Source organism: Klebsiella sp. BDA134-6, from assembly GCF_015601345.1.
Lineage (GTDB): Bacteria > Pseudomonadota > Gammaproteobacteria > Enterobacterales > Enterobacteriaceae > Klebsiella > Klebsiella grimontii.
In genome coordinates this window covers 1,033,518-1,059,251 of the sequence record NZ_CP064784.1, presented here as the reverse complement: position 1 = coordinate 1,059,251, position 25,734 = coordinate 1,033,518, and the positions used below count along the sequence as shown (strand labels likewise).

19 protein-coding genes are annotated in these 25,734 nt (G+C 56.7%); 7 read left to right on the top strand and 12 right to left on the bottom strand.

Annotated features, from left to right (window positions below):
• Window positions 1-21 precede the first annotated feature (21 nt).
• Window positions 22-846 (top strand): 2,3,4,5-tetrahydropyridine-2,6-dicarboxylate N-succinyltransferase, encoded by an 825-nt coding sequence (dapD, locus tag IYV58_RS04875; protein WP_004129103.1) that lies wholly within the window; start codon window positions 22-24, stop codon window positions 844-846.
• A 107-nt stretch (window positions 847-953) separates the two neighbouring features.
• Window positions 954-1,343 carry a DUF3461 family protein gene (locus tag IYV58_RS04870; protein WP_004098742.1) on the top strand — a complete coding sequence of 130 codons (390 nt, stop codon included), beginning with the start codon at window positions 954-956 and terminating at the stop codon, window positions 1,341-1,343.
• A 47-nt stretch (window positions 1,344-1,390) separates the two neighbouring features.
• Here IYV58_RS04870 and cdaR read toward each other — a convergent pair whose 3' ends face one another.
• The 3 genes from cdaR to dgt form a co-directional block, all read right to left on the bottom strand.
• On the bottom strand, window positions 1,391-2,548 hold the full coding sequence (cdaR, locus tag IYV58_RS04865) for a DNA-binding transcriptional regulator CdaR (protein ID WP_004098741.1): 1,158 nt from the start codon (window positions 2,546-2,548) through the stop codon (window positions 1,391-1,393).
• A 189-nt stretch (window positions 2,549-2,737) separates the two neighbouring features.
• A complete protein-coding gene (gene degP / locus IYV58_RS04860) occupies window positions 2,738-4,177 on the bottom strand; it encodes a serine endoprotease DegP (RefSeq protein ID WP_004098740.1) in 1,440 nt (479 codons plus the stop codon).
• A gap of 134 nt (window positions 4,178-4,311) precedes the next feature.
• Complete coding sequence (gene dgt / locus IYV58_RS04855; RefSeq protein ID WP_032742042.1) at window positions 4,312-5,826, bottom strand: dGTPase; 1,515 nt, start codon at window positions 5,824-5,826, stop codon at window positions 4,312-4,314.
• An 84-nt stretch (window positions 5,827-5,910) separates the two neighbouring features.
• Here dgt and mtnN point away from each other — a divergent pair, with 84 nt between their 5' ends.
• The 3 genes from mtnN to IYV58_RS04840 all read left to right on the top strand — a co-directional run bounded on the left by mtnN (window position 5,911) and on the right by IYV58_RS04840 (window position 8,206).
• A complete protein-coding gene (gene mtnN, locus IYV58_RS04850; protein WP_004129100.1) occupies window positions 5,911-6,609 on the top strand; it encodes a 5'-methylthioadenosine/S-adenosylhomocysteine nucleosidase in 699 nt (232 codons plus the stop codon).
• A complete protein-coding gene (btuF, locus tag IYV58_RS04845) occupies window positions 6,602-7,402 on the top strand; it encodes a vitamin B12 ABC transporter substrate-binding protein BtuF (RefSeq protein ID WP_142468512.1) in 801 nt (266 codons plus the stop codon). The genes mtnN and btuF overlap by 8 nt, the downstream gene beginning before the upstream one ends.
• A gap of 180 nt (window positions 7,403-7,582) precedes the next feature.
• Window positions 7,583-8,206: a TRIC cation channel family protein gene (locus tag IYV58_RS04840; RefSeq protein ID WP_004129095.1), complete on the top strand. Its 624-nt coding sequence runs from the start codon at window positions 7,583-7,585 to the stop codon at window positions 8,204-8,206.
• A gap of 87 nt (window positions 8,207-8,293) precedes the next feature.
• Here the strand turns inward: IYV58_RS04840 and erpA are convergent, their stop codons facing one another.
• Window positions 8,294-8,638 (bottom strand): iron-sulfur cluster insertion protein ErpA, encoded by a 345-nt coding sequence (gene erpA, locus IYV58_RS04835; protein ID WP_004098733.1) that lies wholly within the window; start codon window positions 8,636-8,638, stop codon window positions 8,294-8,296.
• An 81-nt stretch (window positions 8,639-8,719) separates the two neighbouring features.
• Window positions 8,720-10,138, bottom strand: a complete 1,419-nt coding sequence (gene clcA, locus IYV58_RS04830) for a H(+)/Cl(-) exchange transporter ClcA (RefSeq protein WP_032742254.1) — start codon at window positions 10,136-10,138, stop codon at window positions 8,720-8,722.
• A gap of 304 nt (window positions 10,139-10,442) precedes the next feature.
• On the opposite strand from clcA, the gene hemL reads away from it, so the two are divergent.
• Complete coding sequence (gene hemL, locus IYV58_RS04825) at window positions 10,443-11,723, top strand: glutamate-1-semialdehyde 2,1-aminomutase (RefSeq protein WP_004129093.1); 1,281 nt, start codon at window positions 10,443-10,445, stop codon at window positions 11,721-11,723.
• A gap of 118 nt (window positions 11,724-11,841) precedes the next feature.
• Here the strand turns inward: hemL and fhuB are convergent, their stop codons facing one another.
• The 5 genes from fhuB to mrcB all read right to left on the bottom strand — a co-directional run bounded on the left by fhuB (window position 11,842) and on the right by mrcB (window position 20,630).
• Complete coding sequence (fhuB, locus tag IYV58_RS04820; protein WP_004129092.1) at window positions 11,842-13,824, bottom strand: Fe(3+)-hydroxamate ABC transporter permease FhuB; 1,983 nt, start codon at window positions 13,822-13,824, stop codon at window positions 11,842-11,844.
• The gene (gene fhuD, locus IYV58_RS04815) at window positions 13,821-14,711 is read right to left on the bottom strand and encodes a Fe(3+)-hydroxamate ABC transporter substrate-binding protein FhuD (protein WP_004129091.1); all 891 of its coding nucleotides are present in this window, start codon (window positions 14,709-14,711) and stop codon (window positions 13,821-13,823) included. Before fhuD ends, fhuB begins: the two co-directional genes overlap by 4 nt.
• On the bottom strand, window positions 14,711-15,508 hold the full coding sequence (fhuC, locus tag IYV58_RS04810; RefSeq protein ID WP_004129090.1) for a Fe3+-hydroxamate ABC transporter ATP-binding protein FhuC: 798 nt from the start codon (window positions 15,506-15,508) through the stop codon (window positions 14,711-14,713). The genes fhuD and fhuC overlap by 1 nt, the downstream gene beginning before the upstream one ends.
• A 45-nt stretch (window positions 15,509-15,553) precedes the next feature.
• Complete coding sequence (gene fhuA / locus IYV58_RS04805; protein WP_004129088.1) at window positions 15,554-17,803, bottom strand: ferrichrome porin FhuA; 2,250 nt, start codon at window positions 17,801-17,803, stop codon at window positions 15,554-15,556.
• Between the two features lie 274 nt (window positions 17,804-18,077).
• A complete protein-coding gene (mrcB, locus tag IYV58_RS04800; RefSeq protein ID WP_004129087.1) occupies window positions 18,078-20,630 on the bottom strand; it encodes a bifunctional glycosyl transferase/transpeptidase in 2,553 nt (850 codons plus the stop codon).
• Between the two features lie 695 nt (window positions 20,631-21,325).
• Between mrcB and pulS the strand changes: the two genes are divergently transcribed.
• Entirely contained in the window at window positions 21,326-21,703 is a 378-nt protein-coding gene (pulS, locus tag IYV58_RS04795; protein ID WP_004129085.1) for a GspS family T2SS pilot lipoprotein variant PulS, read from the top strand.
• 29 nt (window positions 21,704-21,732) lie between these two features.
• Here pulS and gspB read toward each other — a convergent pair whose 3' ends face one another.
• Window positions 21,733-22,257 carry a type II secretion system assembly factor GspB gene (gspB, locus tag IYV58_RS04790; RefSeq protein ID WP_142470431.1) on the bottom strand — a complete coding sequence of 175 codons (525 nt, stop codon included), beginning with the start codon at window positions 22,255-22,257 and terminating at the stop codon, window positions 21,733-21,735.
• Window positions 22,258-22,328: 71 nt separating this feature from the next.
• Window positions 22,329-25,601: a pullulanase-type alpha-1,6-glucosidase gene (pulA, locus tag IYV58_RS04785; protein ID WP_195729458.1), complete on the bottom strand. Its 3,273-nt coding sequence runs from the start codon at window positions 25,599-25,601 to the stop codon at window positions 22,329-22,331.
• Window positions 25,602-25,734 lie beyond the last annotated feature (133 nt).

The following is a 25,734-nucleotide window of genomic DNA, read 5'->3' as shown; positions in this document are numbered from 1 at the left end:
AGTAAATGGAAAGAGTAAACAATGCAGCAATTACAGAACGTTATTGAGTCCGCTTTTGAGCGTCGCGCCGACATCACCCCGGCAAACGTGGATACCGTGACCCGCGAAGCGGTTAACCAGGTGATTTCTCTGCTTGATTCCGGCGCGCTGCGTGTCGCTGAAAAAGTTGACGGCCAGTGGGTCACCCATCAGTGGCTGAAGAAAGCGGTTCTGCTCTCTTTCCGTATTAACGATAACCAGGTTATCGATGGTGCGGAAAGCCGCTACTTCGATAAAGTCCCAATGAAGTTCGCGGATTATGATGAAGCGCGTTTCCAGAAAGAAGGGTTCCGCGTCGTTCCGCCAGCAGCCGTTCGTCAGGGGGCGTTTATCGCTCGCAATACGGTTCTGATGCCGTCCTATGTGAACATCGGCGCCTACGTTGACGAAGGTTCCATGGTGGATACCTGGGCGACCGTCGGTTCCTGCGCGCAGATCGGCAAAAACGTCCACTTGTCCGGCGGCGTCGGTATCGGTGGCGTACTGGAGCCGCTGCAGGCTAACCCGACCATTATCGAAGATAACTGCTTTATCGGCGCGCGTTCCGAAGTCGTTGAGGGCGTTATCGTCGAAGAGGGTTCCGTTATCTCTATGGGCGTGTACCTCGGCCAGAGCACCAAAATCTACGACCGCGAAACCGGTGAAGTGTTCTATGGCCGTGTTCCAGCAGGCTCCGTCGTCGTCTCCGGCAACCTGCCGTCAAAAGATGGCAAGTACAGCCTGTACTGCGCGGTCATCGTCAAAAAAGTCGATGCCAAAACCCGCGGCAAAGTTGGAATCAACGAACTTCTGCGTACCATCGACTAAGCAGTATGAAAAGCGGGAGGCATCCCGCTTTTTTTATATATTAAGCTGGCGAAGATAGATTTTTTCGTTAATTATTCAAAGATTACGATGATATCAAAGGTACCGTTATGTACGATAATCTGAAAAGTCTTGGTATTACCAATCCTGATGAAATCGATCGCTATAGCCTGCGGCAGGAAGCCAACAACGACATTCTGAAAATCTACTTTCAGAAGGATAAAGGCGAGTTCTTCGCTAAGAGCGTCAAATTCAAATATCCGCGTCAGCGCAAAACCGTGGTCGCCGACGGCGTGGGCCAGGGATATAAAGAAGTCCAGGAAATTAGCCCTAACCTACGCTATATCATCGACGAATTGGATCAAATCTGTCAGCGCGATCGTACCGAAATCGATCTGAAACGTAAGATCCTTGACGATCTGCGTCACCTGGAAAGCGTGGTGACCAATAAGATCAGCGAAATCGAATCCGATCTGGAAAAACTGACCCGCAATAAATAAGTTGAGCCCTGTTCCCGGCGTTAATCCTCCTGGCCGGGAACGGTATTCTATCTCTGCTCATCGAGCTGCAGCGCAATATACAGCAGCAGACGATCGTCAAAATTGCCTAAATCCAGCCCCGTCAGCTCAGAAATGCGGTTCAAACGGTATTCCAGCGTATTGCGGTGAATAAACAGCGCCTTTGAGGTCGCCAGCGGCTGCACGTTGTGACGAAACCATGCCTGTAAGGTGCGGCGCAGCAGACCGTTGTTATCCATCGCCTTCAGGCGAACCAGCGGGCGCGCCAGTTCATTGGCCTGCCAGCCGCCGCGCAGGCTATCAAGCAGCACCGGCAGCATCAAATCCTGGTAGAAATAGCTGCGGCTCTCCGGCATCCGCTGCTTGCCGACCATCATCGTGGTCCTGGCGGTGCGGTATGAACGGGCGATACTGCCCGGCCCGGTAAAAAAGTTTCCCAACGCCACGCGAAAACGCAGCTGACCATTCTCTTTCATCCGGCTGATCAGCTGCTCGACCCGTTTGCAATGATCTTCCGCATCCCAGCGGCCAAAGGCATTCAGCGCGGGTTTCAGCACCACCATTTCCGTCAGCGAGACAATGGCCACCAGATTATTACGGTCCGGCGTGGTCAACGCGGTCTGGAGCTGCTGCAGCTCCGCCATCGCGCTATCTACGCCCAACTGGCCGCTATCTACTTCTATCATCGCCACCACGCGAGGCTGATTGAGATCGATCCCCAGACGCTGGGCCCACTCGGTCAGCGCCGGGGTGTTCTCTTCCGCCTGAATCAGGTTCATAACCAGCTCTTCGCGCAGACGGCTATCCTGGGCCAGAAGATGCATCAACCGCGATTGTTCCAGCATCATCTCGGCGGTCATACAAACCAGTTCACCGTATTTACGCAGCGATTCCGGTTCGCCGGTCAGGCCGATGACGCCGACGATCTCCCCTTCCAGACGCAGCGGCAAGTTGATCCCCTGGCGCACGCCGTGCAGATGTCGGGCAACAGCATCATCAATATCGACAACGCGGCCCTGAGAAAGCACTAATAGCGCGCCTTCGTGCAATTCACCAATTCGCTCGCGGTCTCCGCTGCCGATAATGCGCCCGCGGGCATCCATTACGTTAATATTGGTATCAATGATGCGCATCGTACGCGCCACGATATCCTGCGCCATTTTGGTATCAAGATGCCAGCCAGCCATGTAACCCTCCCGTGAGCAGGCGACCAGCATAAAAGAGTTGGCAACACGCCGCATTGTGCATTCGCACAAAGGCGGGACAAGATGTATGGAGTTGTGGAAGATGTCACAGAACGAAAAGGGAAGCTCCGGAAGAAATAAAAAGCCCCTTCTCTCCGCAAGGAGAAAAGGGGCTTTGCGAACCGTCAGAAATTACTGCATCAGCAGATAAATCGACGTATCGCCGCGCTGGATATTGAGGGCCAGAACCGACGGTTTGGCATCAAAGATTTTGCGCAGGTCGGCGATATTTTTCACCGGCTGCTGGTTAGCGCCAACGATAATATCGCCTTTCTTCAGGCCAATCTGCGCCGCCGGCGTTCCCGCTTTCACATTGCTCACCACGACGCCTTTGTCCTGGCCTTTGTTGCTCATTTCAGCACCTTCAATACCGTTGAAGATAGTGCTTGAATCAACCTGATTCTGGTTGCTTTGCTGTAGCTCAACGGTCACCGTCACCGGCTTACCGTCACGCAGCAGGCCAAGCTCGACTTTGCTGCCGATCGGCATGGTGCCCACCTGGGCACGCAGCGCGGCAAAGCTGCTGATCGACTTACCGTTCAGAGTCGTAATCACGTCACCGGCTTTAATCCCCGCTTTCGCGGCCGCCGAGTTCGGCATCACCTGGCTGACGAAGGCGCCGCGCTGAGCGTCGACTTTCATCGCTTTCGCCAGTTCGGAATTCAGCTCGGTCCCCATGATGCCCAGCTCACCGCGTTTAACCTGGCCAAATTTGACCATCTGATCGGTCAGGTTTTTCACCATGTTGCTCGGAATAGCGAAACCGATACCAATGTTGCCGCCGTCCGGCGCCAGAATCGCGGTGTTGATACCGATCAGCTCGCCGTTGAGGTTAACCAGCGCGCCGCCGGAGTTACCGCGGTTAATCGCCGCATCGGTCTGGATAAAGTTTTCATAATTTTCAACGTTCAGGCCGCTACGACCTAATGCGGAGACGATCCCCGAAGTGACGGTTTCGCCCAGACCAAACGGGTTACCGATCGCTACGGTATAATCGCCGACGCGCAGGGCGTCAGAGTCCGCCAGCTTAATCGCGCTCAGGTTTTTCGGATCCTGAATTTGAATCAGCGCAATATCAGAACGCGGATCTTTACCCACCACTTTCGCGTCGAACTTACGTCCATCGCTCAGCTGAACTTTGATCGTGGTGGCGTTATCCACCACGTGGTTGTTGGTGACGACATAGCCTTTAGCGGCATCGATGATCACCCCGGAACCGAGGGCCATAAATTTCTGCTGCTGGCCGCCATCGCTACCCGGCGCGCCGCCCTGCCCGCCGCCCTGACAGAACGGAGAGCTTTGGAACGGAGAACCATCCTGACAGAACGGCGAATTATCGCCAAAGAACTGCTGGAAGTTACGCGGCATCCGCGGCGTATTAACGGTGGTGCTCCCCTCAACGTTAATGCTCACGACCGACGGCATCACTTTTTCCAGCATCGGGGCCAGGCTTGGCATTTGCTGCGCATTAGTCGCCGAAGAAGCTGTTTCCGCCGCGCTCGCAGAGAGAGGGGACAACGCCAGACCTAAACTCAGAGCCAGGGCACTCATTGCTAACGTGGTTTTTTTCATATGTTTCAATCTCGATTTCAGATAACGAATAGTTGCTGTGTTGGTGACTATCAGAGTCATTTTATAGCGCGAAGTTCCGGAATGAAGTTTGGGTAAAAGTAAAAATTTATTGTCCGTCTTTACAAAACTCACCCTTATTCTACGGCCATCAATCGTCGATATTCATCCCATGCATACAAGTCGGTCATGCCGCTGATATAGTCCTGAATGAGACGACAGCGATAATAATATTCCAGCACCGGGAATTCCGGATTATTGCGCGAAATTTTATTTACCGCCTCTACGTAGGCCAACCGATGACGAGTCGAAAGCTTCTGGAAAAGACGTGATGCAATCGGTAAACTTCTCACCCGCTCTTTTTCCACCAGCAGACTAAACTCATCCAGCGATAATTTTAGCAACGGCTGATAAATATCGAGTAAACCGCTAATAACACGATAGCCCTGAAGTTCCAGCTGTTCGACGTCAGGATGGCTAAACACATGTTTTACCGCAACATTTTTATAAAGTTCAAGCAATTGACTGCAATCGCTGTCATCCTCCAGCAGCGCATGATTAAAATCGCCGCTAAAAATCTTCGGCAGATTATCAATAAACCGACGCGCCGCGTAGGGTACCAGCCTATTGAGCGTATTTACCCGTAAATACATAAAAAATTGATCTTCGGTACTCCGGCTAAGAGAATTCGCACGCGATTTCTCCCAGGCGTTTTCGACAACTTGATTAAACAAGGAACCTTTTTCGTGAACGCCCCAGGCTTCATAGAGATGCTGATAAAGCTGCTCTACGCTGAAGATGCGTTTTTCTACCGCATCTTCAAGGTCGGCGACGCAATATGAGATGTCATCCGCAGCTTCCATAATCCACGTTAATGGGAAGCGATTGTAAGGGGCCAGATCAAGTTCTTTACGCAACCTCGCAACATAGCCCTCTTCGGCTAAATAATAACCGGGTTTTTTCATTAAATAATTGTGGCTGGCCGGCGGTTCCCCGCGCCACCATGCCGGACGCGTATATTTTAGAATACAGCCCACCTGCGCCCAGGTCAGATTCATTCGCATCAGCGTATGCACTAAGCGAATGCCCTGGGCATTGCCTTCAAACCAGCATAAATCCTGGCGAACCTTACGCCGCAGCTCATTCAGCTGGCTATCGCCTTCCTGCAGGCGCAGCGCCGCGACCACGCAGCGATCGTCGGTTAACGGCTGGCTGGCCGCATCACCGGGGAAAAGCCGCTGGCTGAACCAATCGTTAATGGCCGCCTCGCCAAAATGGCCAAAAGGCGGATTGCCGATATCGTGCATCAGGCAGGCCATTTCAACGATGCTTTCGAACGGCCCGGTGAGCTCATCCAGCCCGTAGCTCTCCAGCAGCTTCTGTTCTTTCAGGCGGCTCAGCACCTCTTTAGCGATATAGCGGCCAACCTGTTGAACCTCCAGGGAGTGGGTCAGACGGGTTCGCACCGCGGCGTTGCGCTCCAGCGGGAAAACCTGGGTTTTCTGCTGCAACCGGCGGATCGCCGGAGAGTTGATGATGCGCCCACGATCGCTTTCGAAAATTCGCAGGATTTCACGCTCCGTCTCAACGCCCTGCGGTGAACGATAGCGGCGACGCCAGTTAATCTTGTTGCGAAAATCGATCTTAGCCATGATCTCCCCCGAGCGAGCAATAACGTTTCCTTCTAAGCGCATGATAGACTATGCCGCTAAAACCCACACATCGCGAGTAAATCTATGAAAATCGGTATTATTGGCGCAATGGAAGAAGAAGTTACCCTTCTGCGCGACAAAATCGACAACCGCCAGACCCTCACTATCGGCGGCAGCGAAATCTACACCGGCCAGCTTCAGGGTATTGACGTCGCTCTGTTGAAATCGGGTATTGGCAAAGTGGCCGCCGCCATGGGCGCGACCCTGCTGATGGAGCACTGCAAGCCGGATGTGATTATTAACACCGGTTCCGCGGGCGGTCTGGCATCAACCCTGAAGGTCGGCGATATCGTCGTCTCCGACGAAACGCGCTATCACGACGCGGACGTCACCGCGTTTGGCTATGAGTATGGCCAGCTGCCGGGCTGCCCTGCCGGTTTCAAAGCCGATGATAAGCTGATTGCCGCCGCGGAGACCTGCATCAAGGCGCTGAACCTGAATGCGGTACGCGGACTGATCGTCAGCGGCGACGCCTTCATCAACGGTTCTATTGGCCTCGCAAAAATCCGCCACAACTTCCCGCAGGCCGTCGCGGTAGAAATGGAAGCCACAGCCATCGCGCACGTCTGCCACAACTATGGTGTACCGTTTGTTGTCGTTCGCGCGATCTCTGACGTTGCCGACCAGCAGTCGCATCTGAGCTTCGACGAGTTTCTCGCCGTTGCCGCGAAGCAATCCACCCTGATGGTGGAAAACCTGGTGCAGCGCCTGGCCCGTGGCTAAGTCGCTCAACGCGGCGCTTGCCGTCCTGTTGCTGCTCGCCCCGGCGTGGCTTTTCGCCGCGCCGCGGGTGATTACGCTCTCTCCTGCCAATACTGAACTGGCGTTTGCCGCCGGCATTACGCCGGTTGGCGTCAGCAGCTATTCCGATTATCCCCCCGAAGCCGCAAAAATAGAGCAGGTTTCCAGCTGGCAAGGGATGAATCTGGAACGCATCGTCGCCCTCAAGCCCGACATGGTGCTGGCGTGGCGCGGCGGCAACGCTGAACGTCAGGTGAATCAGCTAAGCTCGCTCGGGATAAAAGTCATCTGGGTCGAAACGGCGACCATTGAAGACATTATCGCAACGCTTCGCCAACTGGCGCAGTGGAGCCCGCAGCCGGAAAAGGCGCGGCAGGCGGCGCAGAAAATGCAGGACGAGTACCAGACCTTAAAAGCCCGCTATGCGAGCGGGCCGAAAAAACGCGTTTTTTTACAGTTCGGCGCCAGCCCGCTCTTTACCACCAGAAAAGGATCGATTCAGGATCAGGTTCTGACCCTGTGCGGTGGAGAAAACATTTTTGCCGCCAGCCGGGTTCCCTGGCCGCAGGTGAGCCGTGAACAGGTACTGGCAAGGCAGCCTCAGGCCATTGTCATCGCCGGCGACGCCAGTCAACTTCCCGCCGTTGAGCGCTATTGGCAGAATCAGCTAAAAATTTCGTTTATTGCGCTACATGGCGACTGGTTTGAACGCGCGAGCCCACGTATTATCCTCGCCGCAAAACAACTCTGTACTGCGCTCGAGCAGATAAAATAACCACCTGCTAACCCAGGTGCTCAGAACCTATCCCACCAGGCGCAATTGTTGCAGCCAGTTTGGAGGACAGCGCGGAGCAACCGCAGCGTACACGCAGTACGTGAGGTTCGTAAGCGCTGACCAGGGTCAAACTGGCAAATGAAATAACCTGATGGGATAGACAATAAGTGGGAACTGACGATGCTTGTCTATTGGCTGGATATTATTGGCACCGCCGTGTTTGCCATCTCCGGCGTCCTGCTGGCTGGAAAGCTGCGCATGGACCCTTTCGGCGTGCTGGTATTAGGCGTGGTTACCGCGGTGGGCGGCGGGACCATTCGCGATATGGCCCTTGCTAACGGCCCGGTATTTTGGGTTAAAGATCCTACCGATCTGGTGGTGGCGATGGTTACCAGCATGTTCACTATCCTGCTGGTGCGCCAGCCGCGCCGGTTACCTAAATGGGTACTGCCAGTGCTGGACGCCGTTGGTCTGGCGGTGTTTGTCGGTATCGGCGTCAACAAAGCCTTTATTGCCCATAGCGGGCCCCTGGTGGCCGTCTGTATGGGCGTCGTCACCGGCGTCGGCGGGGGGATCATCCGCGATGTGCTGGCGCGCGAAATCCCGATGATACTGCGTACGGAAATCTACGCGACGGCCTGCATCGTTGGTGGCATCGTGCATGCGACGGCGTACTACACTTTTCAGGTTCCGTTAGAAAACGCGGCGATGATAGGTATGGTGGTCACGCTGGTCATCAGGCTGGCGGCAATCCGCTGGCATCTGAAGCTGCCAACTTTTGCGCTTGATGAGAATGGGCGGTAAGAAAAGCAAAACGGTAACCTTAACGTTACCGTTTTTAGCGTTGGCTCCCTCTCTCTGCGGGAGAGTTCAGGGGAGGCCGCGCTATCTTTAGACGCTGAACGAGGAGCCGCAGCCGCAGGTGCTTTTCGCATTCGGGTTGGTCACGATAAAACGTGAACCTTCCAGACCTTCGGTATAATCGACGGCGCCGCCGACCAGATACTGCAGGCTCATTGGGTCAACCACCAGGCCGACGCCCTGCTTCTCAATAGTCATATCGCCTTCGTTAACCTGATCGTCGAAGGTAAAACCGTACTGGAAACCGCTGCAGCCACCGCCGGTGATATATACGCGCAGTTTCAGGTTGGGATTGTCTTCATCAGCAATCAGGTCTTTTACTTTAATCGCTGCGGCTTCGGTAAACTCCAGCGGCAACGCTACGTCATCACTCATTTTATGCTCCCATTGATACTTCTGACCGGTTAAAGAATAACCCGACCTTTTGAGCCATTATCCAATACCCGAGTAAATCGTTCAAGTATTCTCCCCGCCGACCGGCTGCGCCTTGGCTTCCTGCTCCGCCTTTTGTTTTGCCAGGGTGCGCTGCAGGATTGTCGAGTATAAAGGCTTACCGCCGAGGAATTGTGCCAATAGTGTTGCGCCGAGACAGGTAATAATCATTGGCAAAATGAGCTGATAGTTATCGGTCATCTCCAGCACCAGAACGATGCCGGTCAACGGCGCGCGGACCGAGGCGGCGAGCAGCGCGCCCATCCCGGCGATGGCAAAAGTTCCTGCATCCAGATGATAGGCCGGAAACAGCGGCGTCGCCGCCATGCCAAACGCCGTCCCCAGCAGCGTCCCCAGCGCCAGCATCGGCGCAAAGATACCGCCGGGCGCGCCGGAAGAGAAGCAGAGCAGCGTGGTGATCACCCGCGCGATAAAAATAAACAGGAGCAGGCCAACGGAAAAATTGCCCGCCGCGGCGATAGGGATCAGGTTAAACCCGCCGCCGGACGCCGTTGGCTGAATCAGCCCCAGCACGCCGCAGCTGCCGCCGATCAGGCCGCCAATCAGCACCCACTTTTTGATATTGCCGCCGTGGATCCGCTGGAACATATCCTGGGTACGCAGCACCAGCGTATTAAACAGTGGGCCAATGCAGCCAAAAATCATCCCGAGGATCAAATACAACCACAGGGTGTTGACCGGCGCATTGCTGAGCTTACCGACCTCAATAACCGCTTTATCGCCGTTGAAGATACGGAAAACAATGGTGGCCATAATCACGCCGGTAAACACGGCTTTAATAGAGATCAGATTGTAGCGAAACTGCGGGCGCATCTCCTCAATGATAAACAGGATCCCGGCGAGCGGCGCGTTAAAGGCAGCGGAGAGCCCCGCCGCGGCGCCGGTCGCCAGCAGCGTATGGCGCGCTTCCGGACTGCGCATGCGGAACACGTCCACCACCATGCGCCCCAGATTGCCCCCGAGCTGGACCATCGGCCCTTCGCGTCCCAGCACCATTCCCGCGCCCAGCGTACCCATCCCGCCGATAAACTTCACCGGCAGCACGCGCCACCAGCGGACGGGACGCAGCTCTTCCAGCGCGCCTTCAATTTCCGGTATCCCGGAGCCGCCCGCTTCCGGCGCAAAACGCCGCACGAGGAAATAGCCCACCATCGCCAGCAAAGCGGAGAGAATAAAGGCCAGCGGCCACACCAGAAACCAGTGGTCAGCCACTTCTACCAGCGCGCCAATACGCAGGTTCTGCACCCAGTTGACGCTTTTCTCAAACGCGACGCCTACCAGCCCCGCCAGCGTTCCGACAACAGCGGCCATTAATAACACCGCCAGCGGCGTCTTATCACGCTGAATCAACCGACGCACGGCATCGCTGCGGCGAACGCGTACGAACTGATGTGCTGAAGAAGAGGGATTTTCTGCTTTCATGCCATTATCAATGATGAGTAATACAAATAGAAAGAAAGGCATTCTAGCCAACCGGACAAGCGCCGTCGTCAAAAAAATGCGCTGCGAGCCCATTGTTTCAATTGGGCAAAACTTTCATACCTAAATAATTCGAGTTGCAGGAAGGCGGCAAAAGAGTGAATCCCGATGAGCTTACTCTGGTAAGTGATTCGGGTGAACGAGCGCAGCCAACACACCTGCAACTTGAAGTATGACGGGTATATAACCTTCCTGGAATAACTTAGAATAACCGACAAAACATTTTTCACGAACCAGGACCCAGGCAATGAGCAAATCTGAAAATCTGTATAACGCTGCGCGTGAACTTATTCCCGGCGGCGTGAACTCTCCGGTACGTGCCTTTACCGGCGTCGGCGGTACGCCGCTGTTTATCGAGCGCGCCGACGGCGCTTACCTTTACGACGTTGATGGTAAAGCGTATATCGATTATGTCGGTTCCTGGGGCCCAATGGTGCTGGGTCACAACCACCCGGCCATCCGCAACGCGGTCATTGAAGCCGCCGAACGCGGTTTAAGCTTTGGCGCGCCAACCGAGATGGAAGTCAAAATGGCGGCGCTGGTTACCGAACTGGTCCCGACCATGGATATGGTTCGCATGGTGAACTCCGGTACCGAAGCGACCATGAGCGCCATTCGCCTGGCCCGTGGCTTCACCGGCCGTGACAAAATCATTAAGTTCGAAGGCTGCTACCACGGCCACGCCGACTGCCTGCTGGTGAAGGCCGGCTCAGGCGCGCTGACGCTCGGCCAACCGAATTCGCCGGGCGTGCCGGCGGACTTCGCTAAACACACCCTGACCTGTACCTATAACGATCTGTCCTCGGTTCGCGCCGCGTTCGAGCAGTACCCGCAGGATATCGCCTGCATCATCGTTGAGCCGGTGGCCGGTAATATGAACTGCATCCCGCCGCTGCCGGAGTTTCTGCCAGGCCTGCGCGCGCTGTGCGACGAATTCGGCGCGCTGCTGATTATCGATGAAGTGATGACCGGCTTCCGCGTGGCGCTGGCCGGCGCGCAGGATTACTACGGCGTGGTGCCGGATCTAACCTGCCTTGGCAAAATCATCGGCGGCGGTATGCCAGTAGGCGCATTCGGCGGCCGTCGGGAAGTGATGGATGCCCTCGCGCCGACCGGCCCGGTTTATCAGGCAGGCACCCTCTCCGGCAACCCCATCGCGATGGCGGCAGGTTTCGCCTGCTTAAGCGAAGTGGCGCAGCCCGGTGTGCACGAGACGCTAACCGAACTGACCAACCAGCTGGCTCAGGGTCTGCTGGACGCCGCTCGCGATGCCGGTATTCCGCTGGTGGTGAATAATGTTGGCGGCATGTTCGGCATTTTCTTTACCGACGCGCCAACCGTGACCTGCTACCAGGACGTGGTCAAATGCGACGTAGAGCGTTTCAAACGCTTCTTCCACCTGATGCTGGAAGAGGGCGTCTATCTGGCGCCGTCGGCGTTTGAAGCTGGATTTATGTCCATCGCCCACAGCGAAGAAGATATCGACAACACCGTTGCCGCCGCGCGTAACGCCTTCGCGAAGCTGTAACTCTGATTGCCGGGGCTGCTCAGCCCCGGCAATGCCTCTCCGAAGTGCTGTACTCTTTGAAAATCAATAAGCGGCTTATAACATCGCGACACCCGCCGGGCATCGCGATGCGGAAAAGCTACCGGCTCTGTTTTCTTAATAGATAGATAAAGTACGGCGCACCAATAAAAGTCGACAACAAGCCCGCCGGGATCTGGTACGGGAACAGCATCATTCGGCCGCACCAGTCGGCGAATACCAGCAGCACTCCGCCAATCAGGCCAGAGATCACCATATGCGGTATCGTACGCCGGAAGCCCATCATACGCGCAATATGCGGCGCCATTAGCCCCACGAAACTGAGCGGACCAATCGTCAGCGTCGCGGTCGCGGTCAAACATGCCGCCAGCAGCAGTAGCCCGATGCGTGACGGCGTCAGCGCCATACCGACCGCCCTCGCCGCCTCGCCGCCCAGCGGCAGAATCGTCAGCCAGCGGCGGCAAAGCGGGGCCAGCGCCAGCAGGATCAGCATCATCACGCCGCTGCGCACCACCAGCTCCGGCGTCGCACTGTAGGTGGAGCCGGAAATCCATGTCAGGATCTGCGCCATTCGCGGATCGCCGCTGGCCTGCAGCATCATCAGCAGCATGGTAAACGCGGTGCTCAGCGCCATCCCCGCCAGCAGCATACGGTGCGGCGAAAATCCGCCGCGCCCGGCGGCAATCAGAATGACCAGCAGCGTCGCCGCCGCACCGAGGCTACCGGCGGGCAGCAGCCAGCCAAAGGCATTTCCCGGCACCAAGAACAGCATCAGCACCACGCCGAACGCCGCGCCCGAGCTGATGCCGAGCACTTCCGGACTGGCCATTGGATTTCCGGTTAAGCGTTGGATAATGCAGCCCGCTACCGCCAGCATCACGCCAGCGAACAGCGCCGCCAGAATGCGCGGCCAGCGCCAGGGCATCAGCTGATCCAGTAACGTACCGCTGGCCCAGTGCCAGCCCTGCGCATCGCGGCCGAAAGCCAGCGACGCGACGATGGCCAGCAGCAGAATAGCCAGCCCGCCCAGCGCGAACCACAGCACATGTTGGCGTTCAGCCAGCACTTTATCGCCACCGTTCATCACCGGCGCGCTAATGCTGCGCAGGCGCGGCAGCAGCCATAACAGCAGCGGCGCGCCAATCAGCGCGGTCACCGAACCGGTGGAGACCTCCATCCACACCCGGGCCAGCCACAGGATGAGCTGATCGGAGAGCCACAGCAGCAGCGCGCCAATCAGGGCCGCCAGCAGCAGGCGCGATAGCAGTCGGCGAGCGCCCAGCATCTTCGCCAGCAGCGGCGCGAACAGACCGATAAAACCAATAATCCCCACCGCATTCACCAACAGGGCGCTGATGATAATCGCCAGGGTCAATGCCCCCAGCCGCGCCAGCGAGAGCGCCAGACCTAGGTTGCGCGCCACGCCGTCGTCCAGCCCCATCAGGGTCAGCGGACGCAGCAGCAGGAGGGTTAGCATCGCTCCGCCCAGCAACTGCGGCCACAGCCGCTGCACCACGCTCCAGTCGGTCTGCGTCAGGGTGCCGGTACTCCACAGGAACATACTTTGCAGCTGGTCATGATGGAAGATCGCCATCAGTTGATTAAGCGCGCCGCAGTAGAGACTCACCACCAATCCTGCCAGAATCAACGTCACCGGCGAGAGGCGTTTGCCCCACGAAACGCCAAATACCAGCGCGCCGACAATGCATGCTCCGGCCAGCGCGGCAAACTGCGACGCCAGCACGCCAGGGATTGCCCACAGCGTGGTCACCGTCATGCCTAACTGCGCCCCGGTCGCCACGCCGAGCGTCGTCGGCTCCGCCAGCGGGTTACGCAGCACCTGCTGGAACAGCACGCCCACCAGCCCCAGCCCGGCGCCGACCAGCAGCGATATCGCCAGCCGCGGCAGCAGGCTGTAGTGGAACAGCATCTGGGCAATATTATCGATATTCGGCTGCCAGAGCGCCTGTCCCCACTCGCTTCGCGGCAGCGCCACGTTGAGGTTGAACAGCGTTAGCGCCGAAGCCACGCTAAGGAGAATTAAGAGCAGTAATGCCGCCAATGGCGAAATTCGCGATCTCACGCCGGGCCTCCCTGAGCATCGGCCAGCACGCGGGCAAAATGCATCGCCGATAGCGTCGCGCCATAGAACCATACCGCCGGGACACGCTGAAAACGCCCTTCGCGAATGAACGGCATAGCCCGCCACAGCGGCGTCGCCATAAGCTGCGCCATCTCTCGCGCATTGCCGTGGTCGAAGCAGATAACGTCAGCGTCTTTATATGCCGCCAGCCGGTCAATACCCACAGTGACGCTGCCCCAGAAGGTGGTTTCCCCCTGCCAGGCATTGTTGATGGCAAAACGGTCGAGCACTTCCTGGAACAGGCTGTTTTGCGCAAAAACCAGCACGTGCCGGGTATCAAGCAGAGTGATCATCAGCAGCGGACGATCGCCGCGCCGGGCAAAGCGCGGGCGCAGACTCTCCATCAGCGCGTCAAACTCAGCCAGATGACGTTTCGCTTGCTGCTGCTTACCGATCAGTTCAGCCATTTCGCTCAGCGACTGCTGAGCCATCGTCAGCGGGCGCTTACCGTCGCTGAAGGTAAATCCTCGCCCGGGCGCAATACGCGCCAGCTTTTCCGCCGAAGGTCCATACCCCGCCGACCAGACCAGAAACGATGGCTTCATCTGGGTCAGCAGCTCCAGATTGGGCTCTGTGCGCAGCCCGACGTCAATCACCGAGTCAGGTAGCGCCGGTTCATTGACCCACAGCCGGTAGTTAGGGATATCGGCAACGCCGTAGGGCGTGACGCCCAGCGCCAGCAGCAGCTCTACCGGCAGCCATTCGAGCGCGACAATACGCTGCGGATCCACTTCCGCCGCCCGCGCGCCGCGCATCTGCCATAGCAGGGGCGACAGCGCCATCGCGGTCAGCAGGCGCCGCCGCGTGATGAATGTGAGGTTTTCCATCAATAGACAAAACTTACCGGCGCTGCGCCAGCCGGATGCGGCAGGATCCCCATCGGGATGCCGTAAATTTGTTCCAGGGTTTCGCTGCGCATCAGCGCCTCGGGCGTTCCCTGAGCGATCATCTCACCGCCGCGCAGCGCAACCAGATAGTCACAGTAGCGCGCAGCCATATTGATATCATGCAGTACGGCGATCACCGTCAGCCCGCGCTGCTGGCTGAGGCGATGAACCAGCGCCAGCACATCCACCTGATGGGCGATATCCAGCGCCGAGGTCGGTTCATCAAGCAGCAGGCAGCGGCTATCCTGGGCCACCAGCATGGCAATCCACGCGCGCTGGCGTTCACCGCCGGAGAGGCTGTCCACCAGCCGGTGGGCCAGCGGTTTTAGCCCGACCAGCGCTATCGCCTCTTCCACTTTCTCCCGATCCGCCGCGCCAAAACGCCCTAGCGCCCCGTGCCACGGGTAGCGACCGATCGCCACCAGCTCACGCACCGTCATGCCTTCCGCCGGCGGCAGCTGCTGCGGCAGATAGGCGACTTTGCGGGCAAACGCTTTGCTGCCCCAGCTGTCGAGCGGCTGGCCGTCGAGCAAAATATCCCCGTCCGACGGCGGCTGATGGCGGCCAAGCATTTTCAGCAGCGTTGATTTACCGGAGCCGTTATGGCCAATCAGGCCGGTGACTTTTCCCGCCGGGAAGGTTAACGACAGAGGATGCAGCAGCGTTCGGCCGGGCACGCGGAAGGTCACGCGGTCCAGTGAAAACGTCGTATCGGAGTGCGGAATGTTTTCCTGCATAACGGAACCTGGTCAGAGGCGCGGCGAACCGCGCCCGTTAAGTGGTTAGAAACGGAAAGTCGCGGTCGCCACAACCTGGCGCTCAGCGCCCCAGAAGCAGCCATAAGTATTAAAGCAGCTTGCCACATACTCTCGGTCAAACAAGTTGTTCACGTGAAGCGCCACGTTAGAACCCGCCATACCCACGCGGGCCAGGTCATAACGGACTAATGCATCAACAACCGTGTAGCTACCCACCTTAAAGGAGTTCGCTGGATCACCATAGCTGGAGCCAGTGAAACGTGCGCCAGTACCCAATGTCAGTCCAGACAGAGGACCGTTAAATAAGGTGTAGTCCCCCCACAGGGATGCCATATGTTTTGGCACCTGTGCCGGCGTGTTACCTTTGTAGGAGGTATCCGTAGTGTATTGCGCATCGGTATAGGTATAAGAACCGACAACGTTGACACTAGCTGAAAGCGCAGCTTTGGCTTCAATCTCCACGCCGCGCGAACGAATTTCACCACCTTCAACCGAGAAAAGCGAACCTGCAGGATCGGCCATCAGGTTATTGGTTTTGGTCAACTGATAGAGGGCACCGGTAATCACGATAGGACGATCGTTGGGTACGTATTTCACACCAGCTTCGTACTGTTTACCTTTAGACGGAGCAAAAACATTACCGCTTGCGCCGGTCTGCGAGGCTGGCTCAAACGATTCGCTATAACTGAAATAAGGCGTTATACCGTTATCGAACAGGTAGTTAACACCACCGCGCCAGGTAAATTGTTTATCATTTCTGGAGCTCTGCGTAGCGGAAACACGGTTCAACGAATCCTGCTTCGCCCAGTCGTAACGGCCACCCAGAGTAACCAGCACTTTATCCCACTGCGCCTGGTCCTGTACGTAAAGACCCGTCTGTTTCTGTTTATTCAGCACTTGATAAGCACCTGATGGCCCTGGGTGCGAACCAAAATCAAAATCGCTGCGATCGAGATTATAGATATCGGATGGCGTCACTGAACCCGCATAGCCAAACCAGGAATCGATATCGTTACGCATCCGCATGAAATCGACGCCAGTCAGCAGAACGTGATCTACTGAACCGGTTGCGAACTTGCTTTGCAATTGGGTATCGACAGAGAAATTCTGTAATTTTTCATTATCAATAACGTACTGCCGGGTCAGCGTATGGCCCCATTGTGACTGAGGAACACTGGCGCAAGGGCTGGTGGTTGGGTTGCTCGAATAAAGTGGGTCAGAACACATGCCATAGCCGTAGACACTGTTCTGCGAAACTTTATTTTGCGCGTAACGCAGGTTCTGGCGCACCGTAAAGGTATCGTTGAATTCGTGGTCAAAGCTATAGCCAACCATTTTCTCATTACGTGAGTAAGTATTGTTGTTGGCGCCTTCGTTGAAGTCGGTTGGGAGACGATTACCGTTCGGTAACGGTGACACCGTTCCCTCTTTCGGCAACCACCCGTAGTAACCAGTCTCCGGCTCATTCTGAAAGTAGGAGAGAAACGTAAAGTTAGTTTTGTCATCCGGGCGCCAGCTAAAAGCGGGTGCAATCGCGTAACGTTGCTCCTCAGCGCCCTTCTGCTGTGCATTAGCGGAGCGCGCCAGACCAGTCAGGCGATAAGAATAAACGCCGTCCTCGTCAATCGCATCGCTGAAGTCAAAACCGGTCTGCCATAGATTATCGGTGCCCATTTTAAACTGGACTTCTTTTAGCGGCTCCGTTGTAGGACGTTTGCTGACCATATTCAGCAAACCACCCGGACTGCTCTTTCCGTAAAGTACGGAAATCGGACCGCGCATGACTTCCGCACGCTCCAGCATATAGGGATCAATCACCGCATCATTATAGAAGTTACCCTGCATTTTCAGGCCATTCAGAAAGTTATTCTGGCTTTGGCCATCAGCAGCGAAACCGCGGATGATCAGATAGTCATAAGTATTAGAGGCACCACGCGTTCCCACGGCAACACCAGGCGTATAGCTCAGTGCTTCTTTAACGGACTTCGGTTGATGTAGCGCCATCTCCTCAGCGGTCACCACGGAAATAGACTGTGGCACCTTTTGAATAGGCGTATCTGTTTTGGTTCCGGTGGCCGATTGTCGCGCCGCGATGGTCGCTGCCGGTCCCCAGGCGCTCTCCTGCGGGGCCGGAGCGGCAGTAACGGTAATGGTTTCTTCTTTCGGTTCAACTGCCGCCTGTGCATAAACAGACATGCCGCTAACCGCCGTGGCTACTACAGCTGCGAGTTTACGCAGCGAGTGATTTGGCTGAGCAGTTTTAAGACGCGCCATGGGTATATCTCTAATAGAAGTGAATGATAACGTAAACGAGAATTATTATTATAACGGCTGACATAATAGGCGAAACGATCGCGGCAAGGCAAGAAATATGCCCCTGACGAAATATCAAAGGATGAATAAATAACCAGACGGTAAGTGTGGAGTTAAGCGGGTGTTAATTAATTTATCGATATAAAAAGGCCCCCTAATACTGAGGTATTAGGGGGCCTTTATTTCAGCATCCATTTAAGCGACGAAACGTCGGCTTGAAGGATGAAGCGGATCGTTAATTACTGCCGAACATATCCTTAATCCAGCCCGCGACGCCATCGCTCTTCTCCTGCTTCGGCGGTTGCTGCTGCTGGTTTTGCTGCGGCTGCTGCTGCCCGGACTGATTAAACGGGTTATTCGCCTGTTGCTGTTCAAGCTGCTGCTGTTGGATCTGTTCGCCCTGGCGGCACAGCGCGTCCGGCGTGGTCGTCCATACCGGCAGCGAACGCATGCCGCCGCTGCAGACAAAGTTACCGCTGCCATCGACACCCATATCCACCACATCTTCCGGCGGCGTCAGCACCAGCGGGGTCGGGGTCTGGTTTGCCAGATAGCGTTGATAAATCGACATCGCGCCGCTGGCGCCGTACAGCTTGGTCGGCTGGTTATTATCGCGACCCACCCAGGTAATGGTCACCTGACCGCCGTCAATACCGGCAAACCAGGTATCAACGTTGTTGTTGGTGGTCCCGGTTTTACCCGCCAGATGCAGACCCGGATACTTCGCGCCCAGCTGGCGACCGGTACCGCGCTGCACAACCTGCTGCATGGTCCATAGCGTCATGTAAGCCGCCTGGGCCGGCACCGCGCGCTCCGCCTGCGGATAGCTCTGATAGAGCACGGTACCATCTTCGGCGATAACGGACCGCAGCGCTGACAGCGGCGCGCGGTTGCCCCCGCTGGCGATGGTCTGGAACGCCTGCGCCACTTCAATCGGCGTCAGGTTCAACGCCCCCAGCAGCATCGACGGAACCGCGTTCAGCTGATTCTTCGGCGCGCCCAGTTTAGTCCAGGTATCGACCACCGCCGGCAAGCCCAGCGCCATCCCGAGGTTCACCGTCGGCACGTTCATTGAACGCGTTAGCGCGTCGACCAGCATCACTTTACCGCTATCGCTGTAGCGACGGTCGTCGTTCTGCGGCGACCATGTCTGGCCGTTAGACAGACGAATCGAGATTGGCGCATCGGCAATCCAGGTATTGAGACGATACTGGTTCGGCTGGCTCAGCGCGGTCAGATAGGTCGCCGGTTTTGCCAGTGAACCAATCGAACGGCGCGCCTGCATTGCGCGGTTATAGCCGGCAAACTGCGGCTCCGCCCCGCCGACCATTGCCCGCACCTCGCCGGTGAAGCGGTCGACAACCACCATCGCGGTTTCCAGATCCGGCAGCTTACGCTGTTTCTTCAGCGCCGGAATACCTTCCGTCGCCGCCTTTTCCGCCGCATCCTGCGCGACTGAGTCGAAGGTGGTGAAGATCTTCACGCCAGAGAGATCTTTCACTTTGTCGCCCAGTTTCGCCTGCAGCTCCTGGCGCACCATCTGCATAAACGCCGGCTGCGGAGAGATAACCCCGCCGCGCGGCTGTACGCCCAGCGGACGCGCGCTCAGCATGTCATACAGCTCCTGATCGATAACCTGCTGCTGCTGCAGCAGACGCAGCACAAGGTTGCGTCGCTCCAGCGCCAGTTTCGGGTTACGCCATGGGTTGTAGACCGACGCGCCTTTTACCATCCCCACCAGCAGCGCCTGCTGATCGAGGCTCAGCTCTTCCACCGGACGGCCAAAGTAATAGAGGCTCGCCAGCGGGAAGCCGCGGATCTCGTTATCGCCGCTCTGACCGAGGTACACTTCGTTCATATACAGCTCAAGGATACGATCCTTGCTGTAGCGGGCATCAACGATCAGCGCCATATAGGCTTCGTTAGCCTTACGCCAGTAAGAACGTTCGCTGGAGAGGAACAGGTTCTTCACCAGCTGCTGGGTCAGCGTACTCGCCCCCTGCACCGTACGCCCGGCGGTCAGGTTCGCCAGCACCGCGCGGCCAATCGAGTAGAGACTGATGCCGTCGTGTTCGTAGAAATGGCGGTCTTCCGTCGCCAGCAGGGTATCAACCAGCAGATCCGGGAAGCCGTTGCGCTTAACAAACAGACGCTGTTCGCCGTTGGCCGATTGCAGCATGGTGATCAGGCGCGGATCGAGACGGAAGAAACCGAACTGGCGGTTATTATCCATATTCTCGATGGTGTCCAGGCGATCGCCGTTGAAGGTCAGACGCGCGCGCACCTGCCCTTCTTTACTGTCCGGGAAATCGAACGGACGGCGAATCATCTCGATACTGTTGGCCTGTACCGTATATTCGCCCGGGCGCGTCATCGCGCTCACCTGGCGATACTGCGTGGCGTTAAGCAGGCGCACCATTTCGTTTTTGCTGATCTGCATATCCGGCTCAAGGTTGACCATCCGGCCATAGACCGCGGCGGGCAGATCCCAGACTTTACCATCAATGCGGCTACGGATTTTCTGATCGAGGTAGACGCCATAGGCGGCAATCAACACCGCGCAGACAACCCCAATCTTAATCAGCAGCCATAGCCAGGCGCGTTTACGACGAGGGGGTTTACCGCCTTTGCCTTTTCCTTTCCGCGGCATCGGTTTTTCATCCTCATAGTCATCATCGTAATCGTCATCGTAGTCCTCTTCCCGAACCCGACGACGAGTTACCTTTTGTTTTGCCGGGCGCGAGGGTCTCCCCTTCCGTCCGATCGGCTCGCGGTCATCTCCCGCCATGCTTTTTCTCCGCAACTTACAGGCGTAAAGGCCTGATTCTCAATGTTTCCCCGATTGGGGGAAAGAAGAAATCTCTCAAATTGACGCCCGACCGTTTTGGCTTTCAGGCGACCATTTATGAACTGCGCGACGCGTTATCATGTCGCTCGCATGATTTTCACTTTAAAAATTCACCATACAAATCATATTGTTACCGGCTTCATCGACAGAATAGTTCGGGACACGGTACTTGTTGTCCAGGCGATACAGGATAGCACTAAACCGCGACATTCTTAACCAGCATTTTACATGCTCATCAGGTAACAAAAGGGAAATTATTATGTTTTTTAACAACATAAACATGTCCGTCCGTATCCTTCTACATGCCGCCAAAAGAAAGCGGAACGGCAACGCCGGAAAATAGTATTTCCGCCAGCAAAAAGGAATAACGCAGATGAAAGAAAAGGAATTTAAAAGCGCACAATGATAAAAACGAGAGCCGCTTAACATTTATACCCGTCATACTTCAAGTTGCTTATGTGTTGGCTACGCTCATTCCCCCAGTCACATAGTTATCTATGCTCCTGGGGACTCACTCCCTTGCCGCCTTTAAGCAACACGAATTATTTAGGGTATATAATTTGGCAGATTTTCTGATGACTACGGATAAATATTTGTTAAACTGTCAGCCAATTAATTTTTCCGATTAATATATTATGCGCAACTTTATTCTATTTCCGCTGATGGCGGTCGTCCTGCTCTCAGGTTGTCAGCAAAATCGCCCGACAACCCTCAGTCCTGCCGTGAGCGGTCAGGCCCAGCTAGAGCAGCTTGCCTCCGTCGCTGCCGGGGCGCGCTATCTGAAGAATAAGTGCAACCGCAGCGATCTTCCCGCCGATGAAGCGATTAACCGTGCGGCAATAAACGTGGGTAAAAAGCGCGGATGGGCGAATATTGACGCTAATCTTTTAAGCCAACGCAGCACGCAGCTATATCAACAACTCCAGCAGGACAGTACCCCGGAAGCGACAAAATGCAGCCAGTTTAATCGCCAGCTGGCGCCCTTTATTGATAGCCTGCGCGGCAATAAATAGCGCTTATTTTAATTCCGCTCGCGCAATTTTTATTCCGCCTGCGGACTCTCCTCAATCTTCCCACCCGGCCAGTCATCCAGCGCCGCGAGGGTAAATGTTTTACCGTTGAAGCTAAATACGGTGAGATCCTGCTGAATCTGCTCAATAACCAGGTTTGCCAGCGGTGAATCGCCCTCCCTCCAGGATTGTCCGTTTAATACAATGCTGCGTTTCTCCGCCAGCGAGGCGTAGACGTGCGCGCTGTAGCGCAGAGGCGGCAGGTTATCTTCATCTATCGCTATTTCCGGTTCAGCCTCAATTTCGGGCTCGGCGTTAACCGGCGTCACGGCAGCTTTGACCGCAGGTTGATTCAGCGGAACTAACGCCGCATGGGCTACCGGCGGCCTCATCGACTGCGGCTCGGGTTTGTTCCGCCACTGCTCGCCGCCGAACCATCCGAGCGCAATCAGCAGCGCGGCGTACAGCGGTACGGTCACGTAGGGGATCTGCACCATTCTTCCCACCGCCGCCGGGGGCTCAGACTGCGGGTACGGCTCTTGCGGGCGAATAAGCACGGGTTTCTCCTTAATCAAGACACACCATCCCGGCCCGGGGTTTTGGCCCCGCGGGCCGGGAGGTTATGGTTTTACTTACTGCTTACCGGCAGCCCGGCGCCCTGGCCATCGCCCTGCGGCAGCTCCAGCACCGCAACGGACCAGGCCGGCAGGGTGACGGTGCCGTCAGCGGCAATCTGCACGCCGTTTGCCAGCGAATTTTCGCCCACCGCCTGCTGGATCGCGCTCAGCTGCAGCGTTTCACCGGCAAACTCATTCAGCGTGCGGCTTTCCGGCGCGGCGTTAATCGCCACTACCAGGCCGTCAAGGCGGCTATCCAGGCTGGCGCCCGCTTTCATCCCGTCATCCACGGTCATCACCAGCAGACCGGCCTGCTGGTCTGAACCGGTATTACGGAAATCAACGCGCTTCATTACCGCGCTGCCGTCGCCTAAGGTAAACAACGGCGAGGATTTCCGCAGCTCGGTCAGTTCCTGGTAGAACGCGGTCATCTGCTTCAGCTCCGCTTCGCCCGGAGTGGCAACCATCTCTTTGACGCGAGTAATTACGTCATAGTTGCTGCCGTCATCGCTGATGCGCGGCATGCCAACGTTGTAGTTATTATCCTGCAGGGAATAATCCACGCGGTTGAACCAGTCACCGGAATCGTAGGAGTCGCGGGTAAAGGATTTCGAACGCAGCAGTTCCGAGCCCTGCTGATCGAACGCGATCCCCTGCCCCAGCATCACCGTCGCCAACGAAACGGCCTGCATGCGAACGCGGGTCGCCAGGTCGGCTTCCTGGGACGCTTTATAGCTAATCATGTCCCACAGCGTCTGGTTGTCGTGCTTCGAAACATAGTTGACGACTTCCGTCGGGTCTGCGGCGTAGCCGCCAGGCGCGCCGTTATAGTCAATTTCGCTGCCTTTCTTCGCCGCGCCGTCTTTGTCGATCATCACAAAATCAGCGAGGTTACCGGCCATCCCCAGACGGGTCAGATCGGCCAGATGGCGGACCTGGTCATCACTCAGGCTGGCGAGTTCGTTTGGCAACACGCCCGCGCCGCTGCCGACGCCCTGGTTCTGACGCAGCGCATCGCCGGAATCGAACGGGCCGCCGCCGCGCACGGAATCGCGCAGGCGATCGGAGAACGTGCCGATGCCGGTACCTTTCAGGTTAATCTGCGAGGCGATTTCAAAACGATCGCTCTGGTTAGAGTCCCAGCCTTCGCCGAAGAAGTAGATATCCGGGTTCAGGGCCTTAATGCGCTCCCACGCTGACAGAATTTGCGCTTTCGGGTGATAGCCCATCAGATCGAAGCGGAAACCATCGATTTTGTAGTCCGTGGTCCACACCGCCAGCGAGTCGGCGATCAGCTTGGCAAACATCCGATGCTCCGGCGCGGAGTCGGAACAGCAGGTGGCGGATTCGACGCTGCCGGTGGTTTCATTCAGACGCTGATAGTACCAGGGCACGATCTTATCCAGCACCGACGTGCGGTCGGTCGGGCCCGCGGCGTTGGTGTGGTTGTAGACCACGTCCATAATGACGTTCATCCCCAGATCCTGCTTGATCGCCTGAATCATGGTGCGGAACTCTTTAATGCGCGCCGTGCCTTCCGGATCGGTCGCGTAGGATCCTTCAGGAACCGTATAGTGGAACGGATCGTAGCCCCAGTTATAGGAGTCGGTCTGCGCCACCAGCGTATTCAGCGCCTGCACCTGCGGATTATCCTGGCTATCGCTCTGCTTAAGCTGATTCAGTACCTCTTCCACCGTGGAGCCGCTGTCGCAGTATCCGGCGAACTCGCTGCTTTTCACCGCGCTGTTCACTTCGCACAGGCGGCTGAACGGTTGCTGAATATCGGCGACTTTGTCGCTGAACTCGTTCACCGTCGCCAGATCGAAGACCGGTAGCAGCTCAACGTGCGTGACGCCTGAAGCGGAGAGCTTCTTCAGATGCTGCACCATATTGCTGTCGCCGGCGGTCAGCGCAAGGTATTTTCCGCGCAGTTCGGCCGGAACGGTCTGGTCCCACGCAGAGAGATCGCGAATATGCGATTCATGGATCGTCATCTTCGCTAAATCCGCTTTCGTCTTCTGGGCATGCGGCATCGTCAGGCTGTCCCAGCCGTCAGGCTTCAGCGCGCTGTCGTTGAGATCGACAACCTGGCTGTACTCCGAGTTGGTCGACAGGCTATGCGCATACGGGTCGGTGACTTCGTACTGTTCAACCTTGCGCGACTGCGGGTGATAAACCGTCATCGCATAGCGGTAGAACGCGCCTTTCAGATCGCTACCGCCCTGCCATGACCACGCGCCGGAAGCGCTGTCGCGGGTCATCGGATGGCTGCCAATCACTTTTTTGTCCGCGCTGTAGACCACCACATCCACCTGCTGAGCGGTCGGCGCCCAGACGCGGAAGGTGACGCCGCCGTCGGTCAACTGCGCGCCGTAGCTCAGCGCTTCCGCCGCTTCGGCATAGGTGTCATCCAGGACGCCCGCCGTCTGCACCTGTGTGGCGGAAATCAGGATCCCGTCCTCTGCGGCGGCAATGGCGACCGTTTCGCCCTGCAGCAGCTCGTCAACGTTCGCATTGTCCGGCAGCTTAAAAGCCGCATAACTGGAAAGGTGCGGGAAGCGCATGCTGACCTGCTGGCTGACGGTAGTCGGCGTCAGTTTCAGGTAACGGTCGGTAAATTTGCCTTCGCCATCCGCCGCCACTTTACTGCTGTGGCTGTAGTAGAGGCGCACGATGGGCTTGTCCTGTCCGCCCGGCCACAGCAGCGTATTTTTATCGACCCAGTGGGCTTCGGCCAGCGCGACGCCAAAAGCGGCGCGGAAAGCGTCGGCGCGGGAGTCATAGACCGCGCTGTTACCGGCGATCACCGAAACCGTACGATCGGTGAAGTCGCCAAACGACACCCGCAGGTCGCTATCGATCAGCTTATCAGTGCCGTCGCGGACAATGACGTTGATACAGCCGCTCTCTTTGTTGAGCGGAATCACCCAGTACGGGCCATATTTATCGCTGCCGCTCGGCGTGGTGCTGACGTCATTCCAGTCCGCTACCGGCGCGCTCAGCGCGTCGCAGGTTTCGTTGTTCCATAAGTAGAGGTTTTTGCTGCTGTAGTCCGCCGCGCTACTGCTGGTGATGCCGGCAATATCCACCAGGTGGATGACCGCCTGGTTTTCTACTGCCGTGACCGCTTCGCCGGGCACCGCAACGTCAGGTAAACGTACAACGACATCCTGATTACCAGGGGTGTCGGGATTTCCAGAGGAAGAAGAAGAGGATCCGTTATCGCAGCCGCTAAGTAAAACCAGCGATCCCAGAACCAGGGCATTACGGGTATATCTGAGCATTCGATAGTCCCTTTAATACCCGTCATACTTCAAGTTGCATATGCGTTGGCTGCCTCGCTCACCCCAGTCACGTACTTAAGTACGCTCCTGGAGACTCACTGCGTTGCCGCCTTCCTGCAACTCGAATTATTTA

Coding starts and splice junctions, on each gene's coding strand:
- erpA (WP_004098733.1), bottom strand. CDS start 8,638: ATGAGTGATGACGTAGCGTTGCCGCTGGAGTTTACCGAAGCCGCAGCG.
- fhuC (WP_004129090.1), bottom strand. CDS start 15,508: ATGCAGGAAAACATTCCGCACTCCGATACGACGTTTTCACTGGACCGC.
- degP (WP_004098740.1), bottom strand. CDS start 4,177: ATGAAAAAAACCACGTTAGCAATGAGTGCCCTGGCTCTGAGTTTAGGT.
- pulA (WP_195729458.1), bottom strand. CDS start 25,601: ATGCTCAGATATACCCGTAATGCCCTGGTTCTGGGATCGCTGGTTTTA.
- fhuD (WP_004129091.1), bottom strand. CDS start 14,711: ATGGAAAACCTCACATTCATCACGCGGCGGCGCCTGCTGACCGCGATG.
- dapD (WP_004129103.1), top strand. CDS start 22: ATGCAGCAATTACAGAACGTTATTGAGTCCGCTTTTGAGCGTCGCGCC.
- mtnN (WP_004129100.1), top strand. CDS start 5,911: ATGAAAATCGGTATTATTGGCGCAATGGAAGAAGAAGTTACCCTTCTG.
- hemL (WP_004129093.1), top strand. CDS start 10,443: ATGAGCAAATCTGAAAATCTGTATAACGCTGCGCGTGAACTTATTCCC.
- fhuA (WP_004129088.1), bottom strand. CDS start 17,803: ATGGCGCGTCTTAAAACTGCTCAGCCAAATCACTCGCTGCGTAAACTC.
- clcA (WP_032742254.1), bottom strand. CDS start 10,138: ATGAAAGCAGAAAATCCCTCTTCTTCAGCACATCAGTTCGTACGCGTT.
- mrcB (WP_004129087.1), bottom strand. CDS start 20,630: ATGGCGGGAGATGACCGCGAGCCGATCGGACGGAAGGGGAGACCCTCG.
- IYV58_RS04840 (WP_004129095.1), top strand. CDS start 7,583: ATGCTTGTCTATTGGCTGGATATTATTGGCACCGCCGTGTTTGCCATC.
- dgt (WP_032742042.1), bottom strand. CDS start 5,826: ATGGCTAAGATCGATTTTCGCAACAAGATTAACTGGCGTCGCCGCTAT.
- IYV58_RS04870 (WP_004098742.1), top strand. CDS start 954: ATGTACGATAATCTGAAAAGTCTTGGTATTACCAATCCTGATGAAATC.
- cdaR (WP_004098741.1), bottom strand. CDS start 2,548: ATGGCTGGCTGGCATCTTGATACCAAAATGGCGCAGGATATCGTGGCG.
- pulS (WP_004129085.1), top strand. CDS start 21,326: ATGCGCAACTTTATTCTATTTCCGCTGATGGCGGTCGTCCTGCTCTCA.